The organism is Bacteroides sp., assembly GCF_028690125.1.
Lineage (GTDB): Bacteria > Bacteroidota > Bacteroidia > Bacteroidales > Bacteroidaceae > Bacteroides.
This window is the reverse complement of record NZ_JAQVBV010000027.1, coordinates 24559-46958: the sequence shown is the minus strand read 5'-3', so window position 1 is coordinate 46958 and position 22400 is coordinate 24559. Positions and strand designations below refer to the sequence as shown.

The window sequence follows — 22400 nt, the reverse complement described above, 5'->3', positions numbered from 1 at the left end:
ATAGAATTAAGAAGAAAGAGTTCGATATTGCACCGGACTCTTTCTTCTTAATTTTAATTTGTTGTAATACTCTATATATTCTTATAAAGCCCTCCTAAAAGCAGTGACCGTTTCATACTTCTCTACATAGAGCAGCTCAGATTTCATGATACCAAAGAAGTTCTGAGCCATTGCATTGTCAAGGCAGTTACCTTTGCGGGATATGTTTTGTATTATTTGTCTTTCTATTTAAGCCGGCTTCTCCATATTTATCATATTGGTGTAATCGTATACAGATATGCAATGCACCCCAAAAATTTTATATTTAACTTTTGGGGTGCACATTAATAAAGTTTATAATATCGTTTTCTTTTTACGAGTTATTTATTCCTGCTCAGAGAAACGTTTCACCTGTTCCGCAATCAATTCCGCATCGTCGAAATAATTGATTTTCATTGCTTTTTTCACATCTGACAGTGTATCGGCTGCAGCAGCTCTTGCTACTTCGCAACCATTCTTTAACATTTCATAAACAGCAGGAATATCTTTGCTGAACTCTTTGCGGCGGTTACGGATCGGTTCGAGCATTTCTTGCATAATAGCATTCAAGAAACGTTTCACTTTCACGTCGCCCAGTCCGCCACGTTGGTAATGAGCTTTCAGTTCATCCAGATTTGGATAATCCGGTAAATAAAGTTCAAAATGCTCCGGACGACAGAAAGCGTCCAGATAAGTAAATACAGTATTACCTTCAATCTTTCCTGGATCTTGTACGCGGAGGTGTCCCGGATCGGTGTACATACTCATGATTTTCTTTTGGATTTCATCTGCACTCTCCGAAAGGTAGATACAGTTACCTAAAGATTTGCTCATTTTAGCTTTACCATCGGTTCCCGGCAGACGCAGACAAGCAGCGTTATCCGGCAACAGTATTTCCGGTTCAACAAGAGTTTCACCATAGATATAATTGAAACGGCGTACAATTTCGCGCGCCTGTTCGAGCATCGGTTCTTGATCTTCACCTACAGGAACAGTTGTTGCACGGAAAGCAGTAATATCTGCTGCCTGACTGATTGGATAAGTAAAGAAACCTACTGGTATGCTTGTTTCGAAGTTACGCATCTGGATCTCTGACTTTACAGTTGGGTTACGCTGTAAGCGAGACACTGTAACGAGGTCCATAAAGTAGAAACTCAGTTCGCATAGTTCTGGTATCTGAGATTGGATAAAAATAGTAGCCTTTTCAGGGTCTAGTCCACAAGCAAGATAATCAAGAGCTACCTCAATCACATTCTGCCGTACCTTTTCAGGGTTATCTATATTGTCGGTCAATGCTTGCGCATCAGCGATAAAAATAAACATCTTGCTGTAGTCACACGCATCTTGCAGTTCAACTCTGCGTTTCAGTGAACCAACATAATGTCCTATGTGGAGTCTTCCGGTAGGACGGTCCCCCGTCAGTATAATTTTTTCTTTGCTCATTGCTATATATTTAATATGGAGGTACAAAGATAATTAGAAACCATAGAAGATACAAATAAAATACGTTTTCTTAGCTGGCATTATAATGCTATATGTTGCTTATCTTTTGTCGAAATCGTATGAATGACCCAATAAGGAAACGATTTATTGACAAGCATTTCATTCTTCTATTGCTCTATCAGGAATACGGATGAGTTGCCTTGTAAAGGTAATGTTAGTATGGTAACATCCGTATTATTCATCGTTTGATGATTAAAGGATACTTTACTTGTTTCACCTGTATGTGGATTGAATAGAACCGGATTTATTTTTCCTTTAAGTACTATTTCCGAATTACGTGGTGACTCGCCTAAGTTGGCAAAGTAGTATACAGAACAGTCATCATATACTTTATGTATGTAATTCAGCGGTTGTTGGTTTGTGAAAGCTACATCGAAAGTAAGTTCGCACGTATCTAATATTCTTTTTATGGTTTCCGACGAAGGGTCTGGGATAAAGAAAGTTTTTCCTTTGCCTTTATTGTTATTTAGCATCCTTTGAATAATACTTTTGACTTTCCTGTTTTGACCGAATTCAACAGATTGTTCAGGAAGTTGAGTGGTAAACAATATACATCCACCGGCGTTATAAAACCTTTCTATTATTTTTAAATTGGCTACTGATATTGTTTTCATGCCGGGTATAATCAGTATACTGTATTTCTCTTTATTGATTTTATTATTGAGAATTAACTTACCGTTTTTTATTTGACATTTGTCGTTGATAACTTCAGGATGTAAATAAGTGAAATCTTTTCCTATACTGTCTGTCAATATGGTTGATATATGGGTATAATCAACATTGGGTATGTCTACTCCTCCTTCATAATAACCTTTAGAACCGTCCAGATAGTGTTCAGCTTGTAAAGATTCTATTGGATAGACCATCGCAATATCAGCTACATGGCTACCTGCTCTGGCTAAAACATAATTTAAGCGTGATAGAAATTGATTGAACTCAGGTAAATCTTTGTTATAAAGAGGATTACGATATGACAGTTCGGGAAGGAATGTCACAGACTGATCATTGTACCATACAGCATGAGGGATCAAGTGATTGATTCCCTTTGTGTACTGCTCCATAGCAATCTGATAAAGAGTTTTCACGGAAATATTTCCCATGGCTCCATATGTTTCGGACATCACGAATGCTTTATCCCAATTATGGGCAGAAGAAGATACTACTTTATAGAATTGTTCCGTCGGTCGTCCTCCTCCTATTTTATCTATACCCGGAATACCCATATATTTTCCACATAGCATTAGATCCCCAGAGACACTCACCGGATTTAGAATCTCTTCCTGGTCCTGATGTCCGGTAGATTGGATATTGTGTTCTTCTGACCATTCCTGAATCGTTTTCATAAATCCTTCTGCATACAGTTGCGAACGGAACCCGAATAGATAATTACGTGCGGCGGCAGTGTCTTCACCTATGTTATACCATAGTGCTGGATATAACAAATCTGGTGAGAATCCGTATTGTTTGATGAATTTGTCGTTAAAATCATTCGTCCATATTCTTCCACTTGCCCTATACATGGTAGGCTCGTCAAAAAAGGTGGTGGTAATGGTTTTACCGAAAGCTTTAGGAAAATGTTTATAATAAGATTCATGTGTTTCCTTTATGAATAGTTTGACGGCATCTGGCGATAAATAGTCCACATTAGGATCACCGTCTTTTACGCAGACAAAGAAAAACACCTTCCATGCCCCTTGTGGAATATTCCAATTCACTTTGCCGTTTTGTAGCTGGTTTCTTAATGATATTCGTTTGAAAGTAATTGTATCCATCGCAACTACTGCCATTATATCGCCTTTCGGAATAGATTGGTTGAATATGCCTCCTGATGATACCGAATATTCTATCTTATCCAGTCGTTTAATGGTAGCATCCGGATATTTGTTCATAAAACGTGGAGTATCGTCTCCATTGATAGCTCCCATACTTCCACTGGGGAAACCATATTCATCATACAATGACAACTTTACTCCTGCTTTCTCGGCTTCTTCTATTGCCTTTCCGTAAAGAGTAAAATACTCGTCCGAAAGATATTTAGGACGAAATCTGTTGCCAAAAGGAAGAATAGCAGAACCTCCATATCCGTCTTTCGTTATCATCTGCTGGAATTGTGTTTGCAGTTCTTCTCCCTGAATAGTGCTATTGTTCCAAAACCAAAGAGGAATAGGTCGATAGTTGATAGGAGGGTTTTTAAACTCGCCTGTTGTAATTTGAGCTTTTACCAAACTAATATGACAAATACCTAATAATAGGCAGACCGTGAATAAATATGTGCTAAATAAATGTTTCATTATGGCTTAAATTGTATTGTGATAACAAAAGTATTCTTTTTTATGGACTTATCATTGTAAATAGTTCGGTAAAATTTAATTTAATAAATAAATAATGAAAGTCTGCGGCATTATCTGTTCTTAAATTATCACTATAGGATATCGTAACTATTTGTTATAACCTAATACATATCTTTTTTCTATCTCTTCATTGTTTTTTTTACTTATATTACTCTACTATTACATTATTTCTAAAGTCTTTATGTTAGGTTTGAACTTGTTTTCCTCCAATGTTAGAAAAATAAGATAATTTATTTCTTTCCTTTTCTTATCTATTTATATGTTTGGACAAAACCACTATGTTTGTAATATTAATTATAGTAGTTCCAGTTACTCGACTTGCACGATTTGCCTGGTCAGGTAACTGCCTTAGTGGGTGTCCTGAATTCTTTCTAGAAAATACGGAGTTTACCAATAGCTGAGACGTATGGGTTTATCTTTCGCAGAAAAAAGTTCTTGATAAGATGTCCTACATCACCTATGGATTGGATAATAAAGCTATCGAAAAGCTGAAACAGGGAGAAAATGTGCTGTTCCTTTCGTATGGAAAGGTGACTCCGGAAAAGGGTGGAGATACCAGAGTCGCGTTTACTCCTATTTTTGGGAATACAGCTTGGATCAACAATGTTCCTTCTCAGATATTAGGTTTCCTGTGTGATCCTGCTCATCCTGTTTTTGCTTCTTTCCCCAAGGATGGTTATTCAAACTTCCAATGGAAAGACCTTGCCGTAAGTTGCAATGCCATGATAATGGATGATTTTTCCCACAATTTCAGGCCATTGATTTATGTGATTGATGACTGGTGTAAGAATAGGAAACCGGGTGTGCTTTTTGAAGGTAAAGTAGGGCAGGGCAACTTAATGGCTTGTGGTATGGATCTGGATACTAATTTGACGAACAGATTATCTACTGCTCAATTTAAACAAAGTCTCTTGGAGTACATGGCGTCAGATAAGTTTAAACCTCAGAATGAGGTAGATATGTAATTATTACAACGCCTATTTCTGACAAAGAAATAATTTCTTTCTTGACATTGAAATAAGAGACACAGAATAGATTGGAGAACTATAGAAAAAGTATCATTTTCTCTATCAACCTATTACCAATCTTCTGTACTCCTTTATTCATCATTTTTTTAGATGGCTATAGGTTGGGTTTTAACTTATCACTCCATTTATCACCAATCACCTTGATGATATATTAATTATTGAACTATTCAGACATATATATATCTTTTCTAGAGTATTAATACCCCTCATCTCAACTATTAATGGTTGAGATGTCAGCCATTAATAGTTGAGATGAGGGGTATTAATATCTGGTCAATAGGTAGAATACTTTGTTACAAGGCCTCGAACACTTTTTGCTAGGCCTTTGAACACTTTGTTTTGTAGGTTGTTACGACCAATTAATCAGGTATTTTCTTTTACCGAGTAGTGTGTTGCCTGGTTTGAAATAATGATAAACTTTGTTCCTATGATTGGAATGTTTTGTCTTCTCCATCTTTGTGGAGTGATAGGTTGATAGAGGAAATGATGTTTTTATATTAGAAGTCCTAAGTTTCAATTGTTTCTGAATGAAATCTTTAACAAATTATTTTCTAATGATTAGAGGCTTGGCAGTACTATTGGCTGCAAATCTGTAACTATTCCCTTAAACGATAAAATAGATTACGGAATGTTTATGTATTGTTATGACAAAAGAAATAGCTCCAAAACCGGACTTTTCCGTTCTGGAGCTATTTTTCCTCTCCTTACCTGTTCTTAATCAGACAGCAAGGATGGTGCTCTATCCTTATAAAGTTTTTAACTTTAAATTCCGCCAAAGGATCTTGATACCACCGCCGTCATGTATCTGCAAAGCGATACGTCCTTGTCCGACTCCAATCTTTTCGTCATCTATATTGACCATTTCTTGACCGTTTAACCACGTTTGTACATTGTTACCCTGCACTTTGATGCGCATAGTATTCCAGTCGCCTTCTTTCAGGATATTTTCTTTTTCATCCGGAATTTGTACTAACCAACCACGGCCGTATGACTCATAAATTCCACCTGTATCATTACCTTTCGGAGCCACTTCTATCTGCCATCCGTTTACTTTTGTACCCTCTTCAATAAAAGACCGGATAAATACACCGGAATTACCATCTGCTTCCTGTTTGAATTCCACTGTTAAGTCGAAATCATCATAATAATCGCGTGTAGCAAGGTATCCGTATTGTTTGTCCGGACCGCTTTCGCAAACCAGTAAACCATCTTTTACATACCAGAGTTCCGTTCCATAAGGTTCCCAACCTGTAAGATCGGTACCATTGAATAAATCGACTTCTTTCGATTTCCGGGGAAGTTCTTTGATTTTAATATTTCGGAAAGAAGCAGGATAACCGTGGTCCTGCAAGCAAAGTACACCTTTTTTAGCCAAACCATATTCAGGTGCGTTCGCCCATTTGCCACTGTTTTTCTTTGCGTGCCAATCGTCTGTCCAAGCTTCGAATTCCAGTATCTTTTCGCCGTTCAACCAATGTTCTACATGTCCGTTGTCGAATACGATTTTTGAATTGTTCCATTCCCCTTGTGCATTGACTTTCATTTTGGATGTGTCAGGCAAATGCATCGCATAGTCTACACCCAACTTTTGCCATTCTTCGAGCGGTTCCGGAAAGTTCGGTTCGTCAATCAACTGATACTCCGGACCTGTAACGTAAGGTACGGCAAATTGCGGACGTTCCACTACGTGATACAGCATTCCGCTGTTACCACCTTTTGAAAGTTTCCAGTCCCATGAAAGTTCGAAGTTCTCATATTGTTTATCCGTTACGATATATCCGCTGGCATCACTGCCATCACCTTTCGCCTGGATGCAACCATCCACTACGTGCCAAGGTTGAGTAAGTTCAGTTCCGTTGTAGTCTTTCCAGCCGTCGAGAGTTTCACCGTCAAAGAGAAGTTGCCAGCCATCAGCAATTTCTTCGGGTGTTAGTACGTTCTGTTTTGTTTCGCAAGAGCTAAACAAAGCCAATGTCATCGCGCATGTTGCGAGTAGTCCTGTAGTCGATTTAGTTATTACTACTTTCATGGTTTTAGAATAAGATTGAATTAATATTTGATCTAAGATCGTTTCAATTTCCAAATGTACGTGATAATTTTTAGATTCCCATGCAAGGAGATAAAATAATGGGGATTCGGCTTGCTTAGAGAGGTATTTAGAAACTAAATATTTGTGGAAATGACCATAACTGATTGACACATTAGTTAGATTGGTAATAGATCGTTTTAATGTTCTACATGAATTAAAAGTCTAACAAACCAACCATAGAAAGATTTTATAAAAAAATAAATATTTCTTTTTGCTATGTCCAAAATATATCGTTACTTTGCACAAATTTTGAAGACAAAATGAATCAACAGGAAATTAGAAGTAAGTATTATCTCCATTCGGATGTATTTCACCCGGAATCGGTCAGCTTCTTCTCTTTATTCCAAAAACGATATTTTAGTTCTTTGGTAATGCGTTAATCCTTTTTTGAGGGTAACGCATTTTTTTTATAATGAACTTTAGAAATAATAACTTATTATAACAATAAAAGAAATGGAAAAGGAAATCAAGAAAGTCCTTGTTTTGGGTTCTGGAGCACTCAAAATCGGACAAGCCGGAGAATTCGACTACTCAGGTTCACAAGCACTGAAAGCTTTGAAAGAAGAAGGTATCAGCTCGGTACTGGTAAACCCGAACATCGCAACCATTCAGACTTCTGAAGGAATTGCTGATAAGGTGTATTTCCTTCCCGTAACTACTTATTTCGTAGAAGAGATTATCAAGAAAGAACGTCCGGATGGTATTCTGTTGGCATTTGGTGGACAGACTGCTCTAAATTGTGGTGCTGAACTGTACACTCAAGGCATTCTTGATAAATATAGTGTGAAAGTATTGGGAACTTCGGTAGAAGCTATTATGTATACTGAAGACCGTGACTTGTTCGTTAAGAAACTGAACGAAATTGATATGAAGACTCCGGTGAGCCGGGCTGTAGAAAGCATGGAAGATGCTATTGCTGCTGCCCGCAAAATAGGTTATCCGGTTATGGTACGTTCGGCTTATGCATTAGGAGGTCTTGGTAGCGGTATCTGTGCTGATGAGGAAGAGTTCCTGAAATTGGCAGAAAGTTCTTTCGCTTTTTCTAAGCAAATCCTCATAGAGGAATCTTTGAAAGGTTGGAAAGAGATCGAATTTGAAGTAATTCGTGATGCCAACGATCACTGCTTCACTGTGGCAAGTATGGAAAATTTCGATCCTCTGGGTATCCATACAGGTGAATCAATCGTTGTAGCTCCTACTTGTTCACTTGATGATAAAGAATTGAAATTGCTGCAAGATCTCTCTACAAAGTGTATCCGTCACTTAGGTATCGTAGGTGAATGTAACATACAATATGCTTTCAACTCTGATACGGATGATTATCGTGTGATCGAAGTAAACGCTCGTCTGAGCCGTTCTTCTGCTTTGGCTTCTAAGGCTACGGGATATCCGTTGGCATTTGTTGCTGCAAAGATTGCATTGGGATACTCACTCGACCAGATTGGCGAAATGGGAACTTTGAACTCAGCCTATGTTGCTCCGCAGCTTGATTACTTGATCTGTAAAATTCCTCGTTGGGACTTGACGAAGTTTGCGGGTGTATCTCGTGAGATTGGTTCTAGTATGAAGTCGGTAGGTGAAATCATGTCTATCGGTCGCTCTTTCGAAGAAATTATTCAAAAAGGTTTGCGTATGATCGGTCAGGGAATGCATGGCTTTGTTGGTAACGATGATGTACATTTCGACGATATTGATCGCGAACTTTCCCGTCCGACAGACTTACGTGTTTTTGCTATCGCAAAGGCTTTGGAAGAAGGATATACAATCGAACGTATTCATGAACTGACAAAAATAGATCCTTGGTTCCTTGGTAAATTAAAAAATATTGTTGATTACAAAGTTAAACTTGCTTCTTATAATAAGGTGGAGGATATTCCGGCTGACGTAATGCGTGAAGCTAAAGTTTTAGGTTTTTCTGATTTCCAGATTGCACGTTTCGTATTGAATCCGACAGGCAATATGGAAAAAGAAAATCTTGCAGTACGCGCACATCGCAAAGCATTGGGTATTCTTCCGGCCGTGAAACGTATCAATACAATTGCTTCAGAACATCCGGAATTGACTAACTATCTGTATATGACCTATGCAGCAGAAGGTTACGATGTGAATTATTACAAAAATGAGAAATCTGTAGTTATTTTAGGTTCGGGTGCTTATCGTATCGGTAGCTCGGTAGAGTTTGACTGGTGTTCTGTAAATGCTGTACAGACTGCCCGTAAATTGGGATATAAATCTATCATGATCAATTACAACCCCGAAACTGTATCTACTGACTACGATATGTGCGACCGTCTGTACTTCGACGAATTATCGTTCGAACGTGTGCTTGACGTAATCGACCTGGAACAACCGCGTGGTGTAATCGTTTCTGTAGGCGGACAGATTCCGAACAATCTGGCAATGAAACTCTATCGCCAGTCTGTTCCGGTATTGGGGACTTCTCCAATATCTATTGACCGTGCAGAAAACCGTAACAAATTTTCTGCTATGCTCGATCAGTTGGGTATTGATCAACCTGCTTGGCAGGAACTGACCAGCCTTGAAGATGTGAAAGGTTTTGTTGATAAAGTAGGTTATCCGGTCTTAGTTCGTCCTTCTTACGTCCTTTCAGGCGCAGCAATGAATGTTTGCTACGATGACGAAGAATTGGAAAACTTCCTGAAGATGGCTGCTGAAGTTTCTAAAGAATACCCGGTTGTTGTTTCTCAGTTCCTTGAAAATACAAAAGAAATCGAATTTGATGCTGTTGCTCAAAATGGCGAAGTGGTTGAATATGCTATTTCAGAACATGTAGAGTTTGCAGGAGTTCACTCTGGTGATGCTACATTGGTATTCCCCGCTCAGAAAATATACTTTGCAACTGCGCGCCGAATTAAAAAGATTAGCCGTGAAATTGCAAAAGAATTGAATATTTCCGGTCCATTTAATATCCAGTTCCTGGCTCGTAACAACGAAGTTAAGGTAATTGAATGTAATTTGCGTGCTTCTCGTAGCTTCCCGTTTGTTTCTAAAGTTCTGAAACGTAACTTTATCGAAACTGCTACCCGTATCATGTTGGATGCCCCTTATACTCGTCCTGACAAGTCTGCTTTTGATATTGACTGGATTGGTGTAAAAGCTTCTCAATTCTCTTTCTCGCGTCTACATAAGGCTGACCCAGTATTGGGTGTAGATATGTCTTCTACAGGTGAGGTTGGTTGTATTGGTGATGACTTCTCTGAAGCGTTGCTGAATGCAATGATCGCTACAGGATTCAAGATCCCTGAAAAGGCAGTTATGTTCTCCTCAGGTGCGATGAAATCAAAAGTCGATCTGCTGGATGCAAGCCGTATGCTGTTTGCTAAAGGTTATCAGATTTATGCAACTTCTGGAACAGCAGCATTCCTGAATGCTCATGGTGTTGAGGCTACTCCGGTTTATTGGCCGGATGAAAAGACGGGTGCTGAAGATAATGTAATGAAGATGATTGCAGATCATAAGTTCGACTTGATCGTAAATATCCCGAAGAACCACAGCAAACGCGAATTAACAAACGGTTACCGTATCCGCCGTGGTGCTATTGACCATAACATTCCTTTGATTACCAATGCTCGTTTGGCAAGTGCTTTTATCGAAGCATTCTGTGAATTGAATATGAGTGATATTCAAATAAAGAGCTGGCAGGAATATAAATAAAACTTGTTGGTAGTAAATATAAAAACTCCCTCTTTTAGCAAATTGAAAGAGGGAGTTTTTTATTTATTTTAGTGGTAATTCAGCCCAGAATGTAGAACCTTTGTTTACTTCCGAATTTACTCCAATTTTACCTTCTTGTGCATCTACTATTGCTTTGCAAATAGAAAGTCCTAAGCCGGTGCCTTGCGCAAAATCGTTTAACTTTTCAAACCGATCAAACACTTTGACGGTATTTTCTTTCGAGATTCCCAGACCTGTGTCGGAACAATAAATTCTTAATAAGCTATCGTGAATGGTATATCCTATCTCGATAGAACCCTCTTTAGTGAACTTGATGGCATTATTGACAAAATTGGTCAGGATTTGAGTCAAACGATTCTTGTCAAGATTAACAATATAGTTCTGATAAGGAGTGTTAGAAGAGAAACTCACATCATTATTCATCTTCTGTTTATAAAGAGTAGCCAACTCTTCAAAAAGCTGAGTAACGTCAAACTCTCCATAAACTAAATCAACATAACCTGCTTCTATTTTTGAGAGGTCGAGAATGTCGCCTATAAGCGTTAAAAGCAAATTGTTGTTCGTAGAAATGATATTCCAGTATTCTGCACTTTCTTTCTCATCAGTTGTCATATGCAGCAGTTCAGAGAATCCAACAATTGCATTCAGAGGGGTACGGATTTCATGACTCATATTCGCAAGAAATGCAGATTTGAGCTTATCTGATTGTTCTGCCTTCTCTTTTGCCAGTTTTAGCTGCTCATTAGAAGCGAGTGCCTCGTTTTTTGTTGCCTCCAATTCATTCTGAATCTCTTTGCGGTGTGTAATATCATCAATTCGTAATATGACACCTTCTACCTCATTTTGCTCATTCAGAATCGGATTAGCATAAATCTCTAATGTGCCACTGGGAATAGCAATTTCAGAGTGTTCGATACTTTTGGATTCCATTGCTCTCATCATGGCGCATCCTTGGCAAGGCGTGTCGGAATCTCTGGCACTTTTGTAGCATAGTTTACCGGCTTCGTAGTATCGTTTTCCATCGGCTTGTGCAGGGAAAATGAAAGATACATTTTCCCAAATCACTTTGTAATCTGAAGAGATATAGACTAATCCTGAATTGATATTATTCAGAATCAGCGTGTTTTGCTTATTTATTCTTTTCAGCTCTTCTGTTAATTTGTACCATTCTGTAACATCTTTCTGTGTTCCCGTGAGATGTGTTATCTTTCCATTTTTCTTTTTGGCGATGATACAGCTTTCATAATAGTGATATTCTCCATTCTCCGCTAAATAGCGGAATACGGCAATTCCCTTTTCTTTTTCTCCCCGAGCCACAGAGTCTAATAAATCTAGTTGCATCTGATGATCGTCAGGGTGTAGTATTTTCAAATTTTGCTCTAAAGTGATACCGGTACCGGCTAATGCATTGCCTAAGATGGCATAAAACATTTTTTTATCAATGTCATACATCCATGCAGCCATATCCCCCGCATCCAAGGCTAAACCCAGATTCTGGTGAGCTTCTTGAAGTTCCTGATTTTTCTTTTCATAGTTGGTAGCATCAGATATGAGCAACATGATAGCTTGCGTTGAACCGGATTCATCTTTTATTTTTCTTGTTTTACAGTTTAGGTATATGGTAGATTCTGCCATTCCGGTATCAAAATAATTGGCTTCAGAGGCAACCTGAAGATTATATTCAATGCTTGCTTCTGCAATATCGTGGTTGCGTACGCGTTCTTTCAGATATTCCGGGATTATTGGGTCCTCAAATAAATTGATGTGTTTGGCCAGATGCGCTTTGATATCTTCTATTCCAAAGATAGAAGCTAATGCCGGGTTAATGAATTGTTGATAACCATCTTTATCATATATAGCTAGCCCTATAGGGAGTGCTTCCGTAATAACCTCTTTTTCGCGGTAGAGTTGTTCGTATTGATGATTCAAATTAAGATCATCGGTAATATCCAGCGTGGAAATAATAAATCCCTCAATTTCTCTTTGCTTATTTAATATAGGCTCTATTTTATTCTGAATTCTGACTTTTCCTGAGCGTTCACTATTAAGGTAATAGTTTTCTTTCTTGAGCAAATCAAAATCGTAGTAGAAATTACAGGTACAGAGACGGTATCTGTCAGCTTCATTTTTTATCTGTGATTTATAATTGGGGTTGTCGTAAAGGCATATACGACTATCTAATAGATGTTTTTTGCTAGTACATCCATAGATACGTAAGGCGGTTTCGTTTATATCGATCAAAATCCCGTCTTTGTCATAATACTCTAGTCCTACTGGAGCAGCGTTGAAAATAGTGTTGTAGTCTAACACTATTTCCTTTGTTTCCGGGACGCTGTCATTTTCTCTGTTTGCTCTTTGTCCTACCATGATCTTTTATGTAAGATGGTGTTTAACTCTCTTTTTTGTCAGATAAGAACAAAGGTACAATAAAATAATTTATATTTGTTTTTTAATTGATAAAAATAGAGATATCTAATGATTGTATTGTTGTCTTGTGCTAAAACAATGAGTGATTCGTCTAAGATAATCGCTCCTTTTGAAACAACTCCGCGCTTTCAGCAGGAGGCTTCTGAAATTGCTCTACAAATGTCGCAATTTTCTGTGGAAGAGTTGGAAAGGGTTCTTCGAGTGAATTCTAAGATTGCTGTTGAGAATTATAAGCGGTATCAGGGTTTCCATGCAGAAGGTACTCCTGAATTGCCCGCTTTCTTAGCTTATTCCGGAATTGTATTCAAACGTTTGAACCCGAGAGATTTTTCAATAGACGAATTCTATTATGCACAGGAACATTTACGATTGACGTCTTTTTGTTATGGTCTGTTGCGACCGTTGGACGTGATTCGTCTTTATAGGTTGGAAGGAGATGTTGTGTTACCGGAACTTGGTAATCAGAATTTGTTTACTTATTGGAGATCACGGCTGACAGATGTGTTTATTGATGATATTAAGAAGGGCGGGGGAGTACTATGTAATCTGGCAAGTGACGAAATGAAGGGCTTATTCGATTGGAAACAGGTTGAAAAGGAAGTTTGTGTAATGACTCCCGAATTTCATGTGTGGAAAAACGGGAAACTGGCTACAGTTGTTGTATATACTAAAATGTGTCGTGGTGAGATGGCTCGTTGTATTCTAAAAAACAAGATAGAGGATTTGGAAGAACTAAAAAGTTTTTCATGGGAAGGGTTTGAGTTTGATGAATCTCTTTCGGATGAGAAACAGTATGTATTTGTTAATGGTAAAGAAAAGTAAAGAAATGACAGAAGTAGAAAAAATGCGGAGCTGCCAACTGGCGGATATGTCAGTGACGGAGTTACAGATAAGTTTTGAGCGAGCTAAAAAATTGTTGGTTCGAATGTGTGTATTGAGTACATATGATGAGGAATACAGGACACTTTTAGAAGAATTGATACCTGGAATACCGAAGACTTCGATTGTTTGCCCTCCTTTTCACTGTGATCATGGGGATGGTGTCAAATTGGGTGAGCACGTTTTTATCAATTCAAATTGCACTTTTTTGGATGGAGGATATATAACGATAGGGGCCCACACCCTTGTTGGGCCTTGTGTGCAGATCTATACTCCCCATCACCCGATGGACTATCTTGAGCGTCGGGGGGCGAAGGAATATGCTTATCCGGTGACAATAGGTGAAGATTGCTGGATAGGCGGTGGAGTTATTATATGTCCTGGAGTAACGATTGGTGATCGTTGCGTGATAGGAGCAGGAAGTGTTGTTACAAAAAATATTCCGGACGACAGTGTTGCAGTAGGAAATCCTGCTCGTATTATTCGTAAAAAAGATTAGCTCTGAATATTCGGGAACTAAATTTCCCGGACTTTTGTATACCTACAATGTCTCCATATCATAAGTTGAGCTCTTAGTGATATTTGATGTGAAAGACATCTTTGGTGTGCAGTTCTTATTCTTTTAATTAAAGATTGCAAGGAAGTGTAAGTTGCATGAAAAAAAATAATTTATTATTTGTTGATAATCAATGAGTTTCTTTTCTTTGTAAAAAGATTATTGAAAAATAATTCAGTAAATGTTTGCAGGTTTCGAAAAAAAGCGTACCTTTGCATCGCTTTTGAAACGGAAGTGTAAGGGCGTTTAGCTCAGCTGGTTCAGAGCATCTGCCTTACAAGCAGAGGGTCGGCGGTTCGAATCCGTCAACGCCCACACAAAAGATACAAACACTTCCGGCTCATTAACAAGGGCGTTTAGCTCAGCTGGTTCAGAGCATCTGCCTTACAAGCAGAGGGTCGGCGGTTCGAATCCGTCAACGCCCACTTTAAAAGAGTTTCGTAATTGTATTGCGGAACTCTTTTTTTTGTGTGGTTTGCTGATACCGGATCAATTTAAATCCTGGTTCTATTGGAAATAAAATGAAAAAACGAATAGTAAAATAGGTAGTTATGAAGGATGGTGTTTGTTACTCATTGTTTTTTAGGCACTTTTATAGAAACTTTATCCATCCTTTTAACTTGTTAATCAGGAAAAAGAGTTAATTTTGCAGTCTGATAATTATCTAAAAAACGTATGGAACTTGATGTATTGACGGCCATATCTCCAATTGATGGTCGATATAGAGGCAAAACTAAGGCTTTAGCAGCTTATTTCTCAGAATTTGCACTGATTAAATACCGTGTGCAGGTGGAAGTGGAGTATTTCATTGCTTTGTGTGAACTTCCTTTGCCTCAGTTAAAAGGAATCGACAAGGATGTTTTTGAAACTTTGCGGAATATATACCGTAATTTTTCAGAAGCCGATGCACAGCGCATTAAAGATATCGAGAGTGTAACTAACCATGATGTAAAGGCAGTAGAATACTTCCTGAAAGAAGAATTTGATAAATTGGGTGGAATGGATGACTATAAAGAGTTTATTCATTTCGGACTGACTTCTCAGGATATTAATAATACATCTGTTCCGCTTTCTATCAAGGATGCTTTGGAAAATGTATATTATCCATTGATAGAGGAGTTGATAGCACAGTTGAAGAGTTATGCAACGGAATGGGAAAATATTCCTATGCTTGCCAAAACCCATGGACAGCCAGCTTCTCCGACTCGTTTGGGTAAGGAAGTAATGGTGTTTGTTTACCGTTTGGAGCGTCAGCTGGCAACTTTGAAAGCTTGTCCGATTACTGCTAAATTTGGTGGTGCAACTGGAAACTATAATGCTCATCATGTAGCTTATCCGCAGTATGACTGGAAAGAATTTGGCAATCGTTTTGTTGCTGGAAAACTTGGATTGGAACGCGAGGAATATACTACGCAGATTTCTAATTATGATAATCTTTCTGCTATATTTGATGCAATGAAGCGTATCAATACTGTAATGGTGGATATGAATCGTGACTTCTGGCAATATATTTCAATGGAATACTTTAAGCAAAAAATTAAAGCCGGAGAAGTAGGTTCAAGTGCTATGCCACATAAAGTTAATCCGATTGATTTTGAAAATGCAGAAGGCAATCTAGGTATTGCATCGGCAATTTTGGAGCATTTAGCTGCGAAGCTTCCTGTGTCGCGTTTGCAACGTGACTTGACAGATTCTACTGTGTTGCGTAATGTCGGTGCACCTTTCGGGCATATTGTTATTGCTATTCAAAGTTCTTTGAAGGGGCTTCGTAAATTACTGCTCAATGAGTCTGTTATATGCCGTGATTTGGATAACTGTTGGAGTGTAGTGGCTGAGGCAGTGCAAACTATTTTACGCCGTGAAGCTTATCCGCATCCGTATGAAGCCTTGAAGGCATTGACAAGAACGAATCAGGCTATCACGGAAAGTTCTATTAAAGAGTTTATTGAAGCCTTAAATGTAAGCGAAGATATTAAAAAAGAGTTAAGAGCAATTACTCCGCATACTTATACGGGACTTTAATTGTTTACTATATGATAAAAGTGTTTTTAAATCAGGCCGTGAGGCCAAAGTCTAATTTTATTCGAATAAAACAATGAGCACAGAAAACGAAGAATGGCGCGAAAATTCTTTTAATGAAGAGAATACAGGTGCCGGCCGTGATGGTAACAGGTCTTACAACAGAGAAGGTGGCGATCGTCCTTATCGTCCTTCTTTCAATCGTGAAGGTGGCGATCGGCCTTATCGCCCGCGCTTCAATGCTAACAATGAAGGCGGTGACCGTCCTCAACGTTCTTACAATCGTGAAGGTGGTGAACGCTCTTATGGTGACCGTCCTCAACGTCCTGCTTATAATCGTGAAGGTGGCGATCGTCCTTATCGTCCACGCTTTAATAGTAATGGCGAAGGCGGTGAACGCCCGCAGCGCTCTTATGGTGACCGTCCTCAACGTCCTTCTTACAATCGTGAGGGAGGCGAACAACGCTCTTATGGTGATCGTCCGTATCGTCCTCGTTTCAATAATAATGGTGAAGGTGGTGATCGTCCGCAGCGTCCTTACAATCGTGAGGGAGGCGAACAACGCTCTTATGGAGATCGTCCTTATCGTCCTTCTTTCAATCGTGAAGGTAGCGACCGCCCTCAACGTCCCTACAATCGTGAGGGGGGTGACCGCCCTTATCGTCCTCGTTTCAATGATAATAATGAAGGTGGCTATCGTCCTCGTTTCAATAATGATCGTTCACAAGGTGGTTACCGCCCGCGTCCACGTACCAATGACTATGATCCGAATGCTAAATATAGCAGAAAGAAACAGATTGAGTATAAGGAACAATCTCTTGATCCGAACGAACCAATTCGTTTGAATAAGTTTTTGGCAAATGCCGGTGTTTGCTCTCGGCGTGAGGCTGATGAGTTTATCACTGCCGGTGTAGTTTCTGTAAACGGTGAAATAGTTACGGAATTGGGAACTAAGATTAAACGTGTAGACATTGTTAAGTTTCATGACGAACCGGTTAGTATTGAACGTAAAGTATATGTATTGCTGAACAAACCGAAAGATACGGTAACAACTTCTGATGATCCTCAGGAACGTCGTACGGTAATGGATTTGGTAAAGGGCGCTTGTGCTGAACGCATTTATCCGGTAGGTCGTCTGGACCGTAATACAACAGGCGTATTGTTACTGACGAATGACGGAGATCTGGCTTCTAAGCTGACTCATCCGAAATTCCTGAAGAAGAAGATTTATCATGTTCATTTGGATAAGAATCTGACGAAAGCGGATATGGATCAAATTGCAGCTGGAGTTGAACTGGAAGATGGTGAAATCCATGCAGATGGTATTAGCTATACAGATGATTTTAAGAAAAACCAGGTAGGTATCGAAATTCACTCCGGTAAGAATCGCGTTGTTCGCCGTATATTCGAATCACTGGGATATAAAGTAATAAAACTCGACCGTGTGTTTTTTGCAGGGCTTACCAAAAAAGGTTTGCGTCGCGGAGACTGGCGTTACCTGACAGAAATAGAGGTAAACTATCTCCGTATGGGAGCGTTTGAGTAATATATAATATTGTATTAAATTAGTTTTATGGAAAAGATTGGTAGAACGAAAATTGTTGATCTGTTAAAGCGCGAAGATTTTGGAGCTATGATCAATGTGAAAGGATGGGTTCGCACCCGCAGAGGTAGCAAACAAGTAAATTTTATCGCACTGAATGACGGTTCTACAATAAATAATGTGCAGGTAGTGGTAGACTTAGCTAATTTCGACGAAGAAATGCTGAAACTAATTACTACGGGTGCTTGTCTAAGCGTGAACGGAGTTATGGTGGAATCTGTAGGCTCCGGTCAGAAGGTGGAAGTGCAGGCTCAGGAAATTGAAGTGCTGGGTGCTTGCGATAACACATATCCATTGCAGAAGAAAGGTCATTCCATGGAATTTTTGCGTGAGATAGCTCATTTGCGTCCGCGTACCAATACCTTTGGTGCAGTGTTCCGCATTCGCCACAATATGGCGATTGCTATTCACCAGTTTTTCCATGAGAAAGGATTTTTCTATTTCCATACCCCAATAATCACAGCTTCCGATTGTGAAGGAGCTGGACAGATGTTTCAGGTAACTACAATGAATCTTTATGACCTGAAAAAAAATGAATCCGGCTCTATCGTTTATGAGGAAGACTTCTTTGGCAAGCAGGCTAGTTTGACTGTATCCGGTCAGTTGGAAGGTGAATTGGCAGCTACTGCTTTAGGATCTATTTATACATTTGGTCCGACTTTCCGTGCTGAAAACTCTAATACTCCACGCCATTTGGCTGAGTTTTGGATGATTGAACCAGAAGTTGCTTTCAATGATATTATTGATAATATGGACTTGGCGGAAGAGTTCATTAAGTATTGTGTGAAATGGGCGTTGGATAACTGTGCAGATGATGTGAAATTCCTGAATGATATGTTCGATAAGGAATTGATAGAACGTCTGCAAAGTGTTTTGAAGGACGACTTTGTTCGTTTGCCTTATACGGATGGTATTAAGATACTGGAAGATGCCATAGCAAAAGGACATAAGTTTGAGTTCCCGGTTTATTGGGGAGTGGATTTAGCTTCGGAGCATGAACGCTATCTGGTAGAAGAGCACTTTAAACGTCCTGTTATTCTGACTGATTATCCGAAGGAGATCAAGGCCTTTTATATGAAGATGAATGAAGATAATAAGACAGTACGTGCAATGGATGTTCTTTTCCCGAAAATTGGTGAAATTATTGGAGGTTCCGAACGTGAGTCAGACTATAACAAGTTGGTTACCCGTATTGAAGAACTGAATATTCCAATGAAAGATATGTGGTGGTATTTGGATACTCGTAAGTTTGGAACTTGTCCTCACTCTGGTTTTGGTCTTGGCTTCGAACGTCTGTTACTATTTGTGACAGGTATGTCGAATATTCGTGACGTAATACCGTTCCCGCGTACACCAAGAAATGCTGAATTTTAATATTTAGGTATATTTATGTAAAACTCGCATAATCTTTTGATTATGCGAGTTTTTTGTGTTCTTAATTACTGTTATTTCAAAATAAATCTTTATATTTGGGCATATGCATTGAAAGAGTGTTAATTTAAATTATACTACCATGAAAAAACTCTATTTCTTTACTGTTTTGACGGTGATGCTGGTGGCAGCAACAGGTGCGATGGCCCAAAAGAAAACAAAGTTTAAATCGGGCGAATTAAGAGGGATCTGGCAATTATGCCATTATGTGTCCGAAAGTCAGGATGCTGCAGGTTATTTAAAACCTAGTAATACTTTTAAGGTCTTGAGTGATAACGGACGAATTGTGAATTTTACTATTATACCCGGTTGGGATGCAATTATTACCGGATATGGTACGTGGAAACAACTAACGGACGATTCTTATAAAGAAAGTATCGAGAGAAATATTCATCTTCCGATGTTGGATAATAAGGATAATATACTGGAATTCGAAATCAAGGATAATGATTACTTGCATTTGAAGTTTTTTATTCAAAAAGATTTGAATGGGAATGAGTTGAATACATGGTATAATGAAACATGGAAAAGAGTGGTAATGCCAGACAAATTTCCTGAAAATATTGTGAGATAAGTAATTATTCTTATTGTATAAAAATTGCGTATTTCTTCTTTTATAGAGTAGAAGTTCGCAATTTTTCTATATTTTTGGCAAATTCTTATTTGATGTATGGATAAAAAATAGACGATGGACTATTATTAATTTAACACTAACATTGTTAATATGAGAATCAGACAAAAAATGTATGTTGTCGTTTGTGCAATAAGCTTGCTAGCTGTTTGTTGTGCTTCGTGGGCAAATACACCAAAATGGTTTAAGAATGCAGTGAAAACTTCTAATCATCAGTTGCTTTTTATGGCAGATCAATTGAAGGATGTACAAGGCAAAGCCTACTTCCCACGTACCCTTAAAGCAGATGGAAGTTATGTTATGGCGAAAGTACAAGATTGGACAAGTGGATTTTATCCGGGTTCGTTGTGGTTGGCTTATAAATTGACCGGCAATGAGGATTTGGCAAAAGAAGCTCGGAAATATACTAATCTTTTGGAAGAAATTCAATACTATACTGGGAATCATGATGTCGGCTTTATGATGTATTGTAGTTATGGTAATGCTCTTCGTTTGAAACCGGAACAAAAAGATACGGAGATATTGGTAAATACTTCGAATAGTCTTTGTAAACGTTTTAATCCTGAGGTAGGATTAATTCGTTCTTGGGATTTTGGTAAATGGAGTTATCCGGTCATTATAGATAATATGATGAATCTTGAACTCCTTTTCTGGGCATCCGGACAAACTGGGAATTCTAAATTCCATGATATTGCAATAGCCCATGCTGATAAAACTTTGAAAAACCATTTTCGTGAGAACATGACATCTTATCATGTAGTCAGCTATTCTGTTCCAAGTGGTGATGTCGAATCTAAAGGGACTTTTCAGGGATACTCTGATTCTTCAGCATGGGCACGCGGACAATCATGGGGGCTTTATGGTTATACGATGTGTTATCGGTTCACAAAAAATCCTGCTTATTTAGATGCTGCGTGCGAGATTGCTCATTTCATTATGGAGAATCGTCCCTCGAATAAGGATTATATTCCTTATTGGGATTATAATACGCCTGATATTCCAAATGCGTCGCGTGATGCTTCAGCAGCAGCTATTACAGCCTCGGCTTTGCTCGAATTAGGTGAATATATAAAAGATAGCAAATTGAGTGATAGCTGTATAGAATATGCTGAAAACATTTTGAAACAACTTTCTTCATCGGATTATTTAGCGAAAAAAAGTGAGAATAAAGGATTTATTTTGAAACATTCGGTTGGTAACTTTCCTGGTAATAGTGAAATCGATGTACCGCTAAATTATGCTGATTATTATTATCTGGAAGCATTAACGCGATATAAAGAACGAAAAAAATTCAATTAAAAGAGTAAGACTGTTCTCAATATGATAATTCAAAATTGAGATACCTGTCAATTGAGTTTTTTTAATATCCTTTTGCTTTACTCTTTTCTAATATTTGAAGTGGTAAAGTAAGGGGATTGCAATACCCAAAAATAACTTTGGTTTTGCATTTGCAGGAAATAGGTTTGGCCATTACTAAACCTAGCCCTATCATGTTTCTCTGCCTTGTCTTTCAATCGAATATATCCAAAAAAAGATAGAAATAGTTTGCCATTTCAAAGAAAAGCCGTACTTTTGCAAGCCGATTATTATCTCGAAATGATAAGAGATTAATTCATAGCAAGTTAGTTGTCCTTTGTCCGGGGAGGCTAATAAGTGGTGAAGAAAGAATTTAGTAGTAACATTTAAAAAACAAAATTAAGAGTGGATACTTTAAGTTACAAGACCATTTCTGCAAACAAGGCAACTGTAACCAAAGAATGGGTTATCGTTGATGCTACAGACCAAACTCTAGGTCGTCTGGGAGCGAAAGTTGCAAAATTGTTGAGAGGAAAGTACAAACCGAACTTTACTCCTCACGTAGACTGCGGTGATAACGTTATTATCATCAATGCAGACAAAGTAAAATTGAGTGGCAATAAATGGAATGACAGAGTTTATTTGTCTTACACTGGTTATCCTGGTGGTCAAAGAGAAATGACTCCTGCTCGTTTGATCGCTAAACCGAATGGTGAAGAAAGATTGCTTAAAAAAGTAATAAAGGGTATGCTTCCTAAGAATATTTTGGGAGCTAAAATATTGAGTAACTTATATGTTTACGCTGGTAGCGAACACAAACATGATGCTCAGAATCCCAAAATGATTGATATTAATTCATATAAATAAGATATA

Annotated in this window: 14 protein-coding genes, 2 tRNA genes and 2 pseudogenes; 12 read left to right on the top strand and 6 right to left on the bottom strand. The window is 38.4% G+C overall.

All coding sequences use genetic code 11. From position 1 onward, the window contains the following. Positions 1-6 precede the first annotated feature (6 nt). The 3 genes and pseudogenes from PHO71_RS16470 to PHO71_RS16460 form a co-directional block, all read right to left on the bottom strand. Positions 7-216: pseudogene (locus PHO71_RS16470) on the bottom strand (IS3 family transposase); the annotation flags it as partial. Between the two features lie 147 nt (positions 217-363). Further along, entirely contained in the window at positions 364-1461 is a 1098-nt protein-coding gene (trpS, locus tag PHO71_RS16465; protein ID WP_300205389.1) for a tryptophan--tRNA ligase, read from the bottom strand. 167 nt (positions 1462-1628) lie between these two features. Then, on the bottom strand, positions 1629-3812 hold the full coding sequence (locus PHO71_RS16460; protein ID WP_300205387.1) for a glycosyl hydrolase: 2184 nt from the start codon (positions 3810-3812) through the stop codon (positions 1629-1631). 503 nt (positions 3813-4315) lie between these two features. On the opposite strand from PHO71_RS16460, the gene PHO71_RS16455 reads away from it, so the two are divergent. After that, positions 4316-4837, top strand: a complete 522-nt coding sequence (locus tag PHO71_RS16455; protein WP_300205385.1) for a hypothetical protein — start codon at positions 4316-4318, stop codon at positions 4835-4837. Between the two features lie 808 nt (positions 4838-5645). Here the strand turns inward: PHO71_RS16455 and PHO71_RS16450 are convergent. After that, on the bottom strand, positions 5646-6929 hold the full coding sequence (locus PHO71_RS16450; protein ID WP_300205383.1) for a DUF1080 domain-containing protein: 1284 nt from the start codon (positions 6927-6929) through the stop codon (positions 5646-5648). Positions 6930-7442: 513 nt separating this feature from the next. On the opposite strand from PHO71_RS16450, the gene carB reads away from it, so the two are divergent. Next, positions 7443-10664, top strand: coding sequence for a carbamoyl-phosphate synthase (glutamine-hydrolyzing) large subunit (gene carB, locus PHO71_RS16445; protein WP_300205381.1), 3222 nt, complete (start codon positions 7443-7445; stop codon positions 10662-10664). Positions 10665-10727: 63 nt separating this feature from the next. On the opposite strand, the gene PHO71_RS16440 is transcribed toward carB, so the two are convergent. Next, positions 10728-13052 carry a PAS domain-containing hybrid sensor histidine kinase/response regulator gene (locus tag PHO71_RS16440; RefSeq protein ID WP_300205379.1) on the bottom strand — a complete coding sequence of 775 codons (2325 nt, stop codon included), beginning with the start codon at positions 13050-13052 and terminating at the stop codon, positions 10728-10730. A 108-nt stretch (positions 13053-13160) separates the two neighbouring features. Here PHO71_RS16440 and yaaA point away from each other — a divergent pair, with 108 nt between their 5' ends. The 9 genes from yaaA (at position 13161) to PHO71_RS16395 (ending at position 21530) form a co-directional block, all read left to right on the top strand. Further along, positions 13161-13934, top strand: a complete 774-nt coding sequence (gene yaaA, locus PHO71_RS16435) for a peroxide stress protein YaaA (RefSeq protein WP_300205377.1) — start codon at positions 13161-13163, stop codon at positions 13932-13934. A 4-nt stretch (positions 13935-13938) separates the two neighbouring features. Further along, positions 13939-14490: a sugar O-acetyltransferase gene (locus tag PHO71_RS16430; protein WP_300205375.1), complete on the top strand. Its 552-nt coding sequence runs from the start codon at positions 13939-13941 to the stop codon at positions 14488-14490. 297 nt (positions 14491-14787) lie between these two features. After that, positions 14788-14862 (top strand) — tRNA-Val (locus PHO71_RS16425). A 35-nt stretch (positions 14863-14897) separates the two neighbouring features. After that, a tRNA-Val gene (locus PHO71_RS16420) sits at positions 14898-14972 on the top strand. 250 nt (positions 14973-15222) lie between these two features. Then, positions 15223-16569, top strand: coding sequence for an adenylosuccinate lyase (gene purB, locus PHO71_RS16415; RefSeq protein ID WP_300205373.1), 1347 nt, complete (start codon positions 15223-15225; stop codon positions 16567-16569). Positions 16570-16642: 73 nt separating this feature from the next. Next, positions 16643-18112, top strand: a complete 1470-nt coding sequence (locus PHO71_RS16410; RefSeq protein WP_300205371.1) for a pseudouridine synthase — start codon at positions 16643-16645, stop codon at positions 18110-18112. 27 nt (positions 18113-18139) lie between these two features. Then, positions 18140-19543, top strand: coding sequence for an asparagine--tRNA ligase (gene asnS / locus PHO71_RS16405; protein ID WP_300205369.1), 1404 nt, complete (start codon positions 18140-18142; stop codon positions 19541-19543). Positions 19544-19682: 139 nt separating this feature from the next. Further along, positions 19683-20174 (top strand): DUF4488 domain-containing protein, encoded by a 492-nt coding sequence (locus PHO71_RS16400; RefSeq protein WP_300205367.1) that lies wholly within the window; start codon positions 19683-19685, stop codon positions 20172-20174. A gap of 156 nt (positions 20175-20330) precedes the next feature. Further along, the gene (locus tag PHO71_RS16395; protein WP_367279912.1) at positions 20331-21530 is read left to right on the top strand and encodes a glucuronyl hydrolase; all 1200 of its coding nucleotides are present in this window, start codon (positions 20331-20333) and stop codon (positions 21528-21530) included. A 189-nt stretch (positions 21531-21719) separates the two neighbouring features. Here the strand turns inward: PHO71_RS16395 and PHO71_RS26255 are convergent. After that, positions 21720-21913, bottom strand: a pseudogene (locus PHO71_RS26255) (hypothetical protein). Positions 21914-21932: 19 nt separating this feature from the next. Here PHO71_RS26255 and rplM point away from each other — a divergent pair. After that, positions 21933-22394 (top strand): 50S ribosomal protein L13, encoded by a 462-nt coding sequence (gene rplM / locus PHO71_RS16390; protein WP_300205363.1) that lies wholly within the window; start codon positions 21933-21935, stop codon positions 22392-22394. Positions 22395-22400 lie beyond the last annotated feature (6 nt).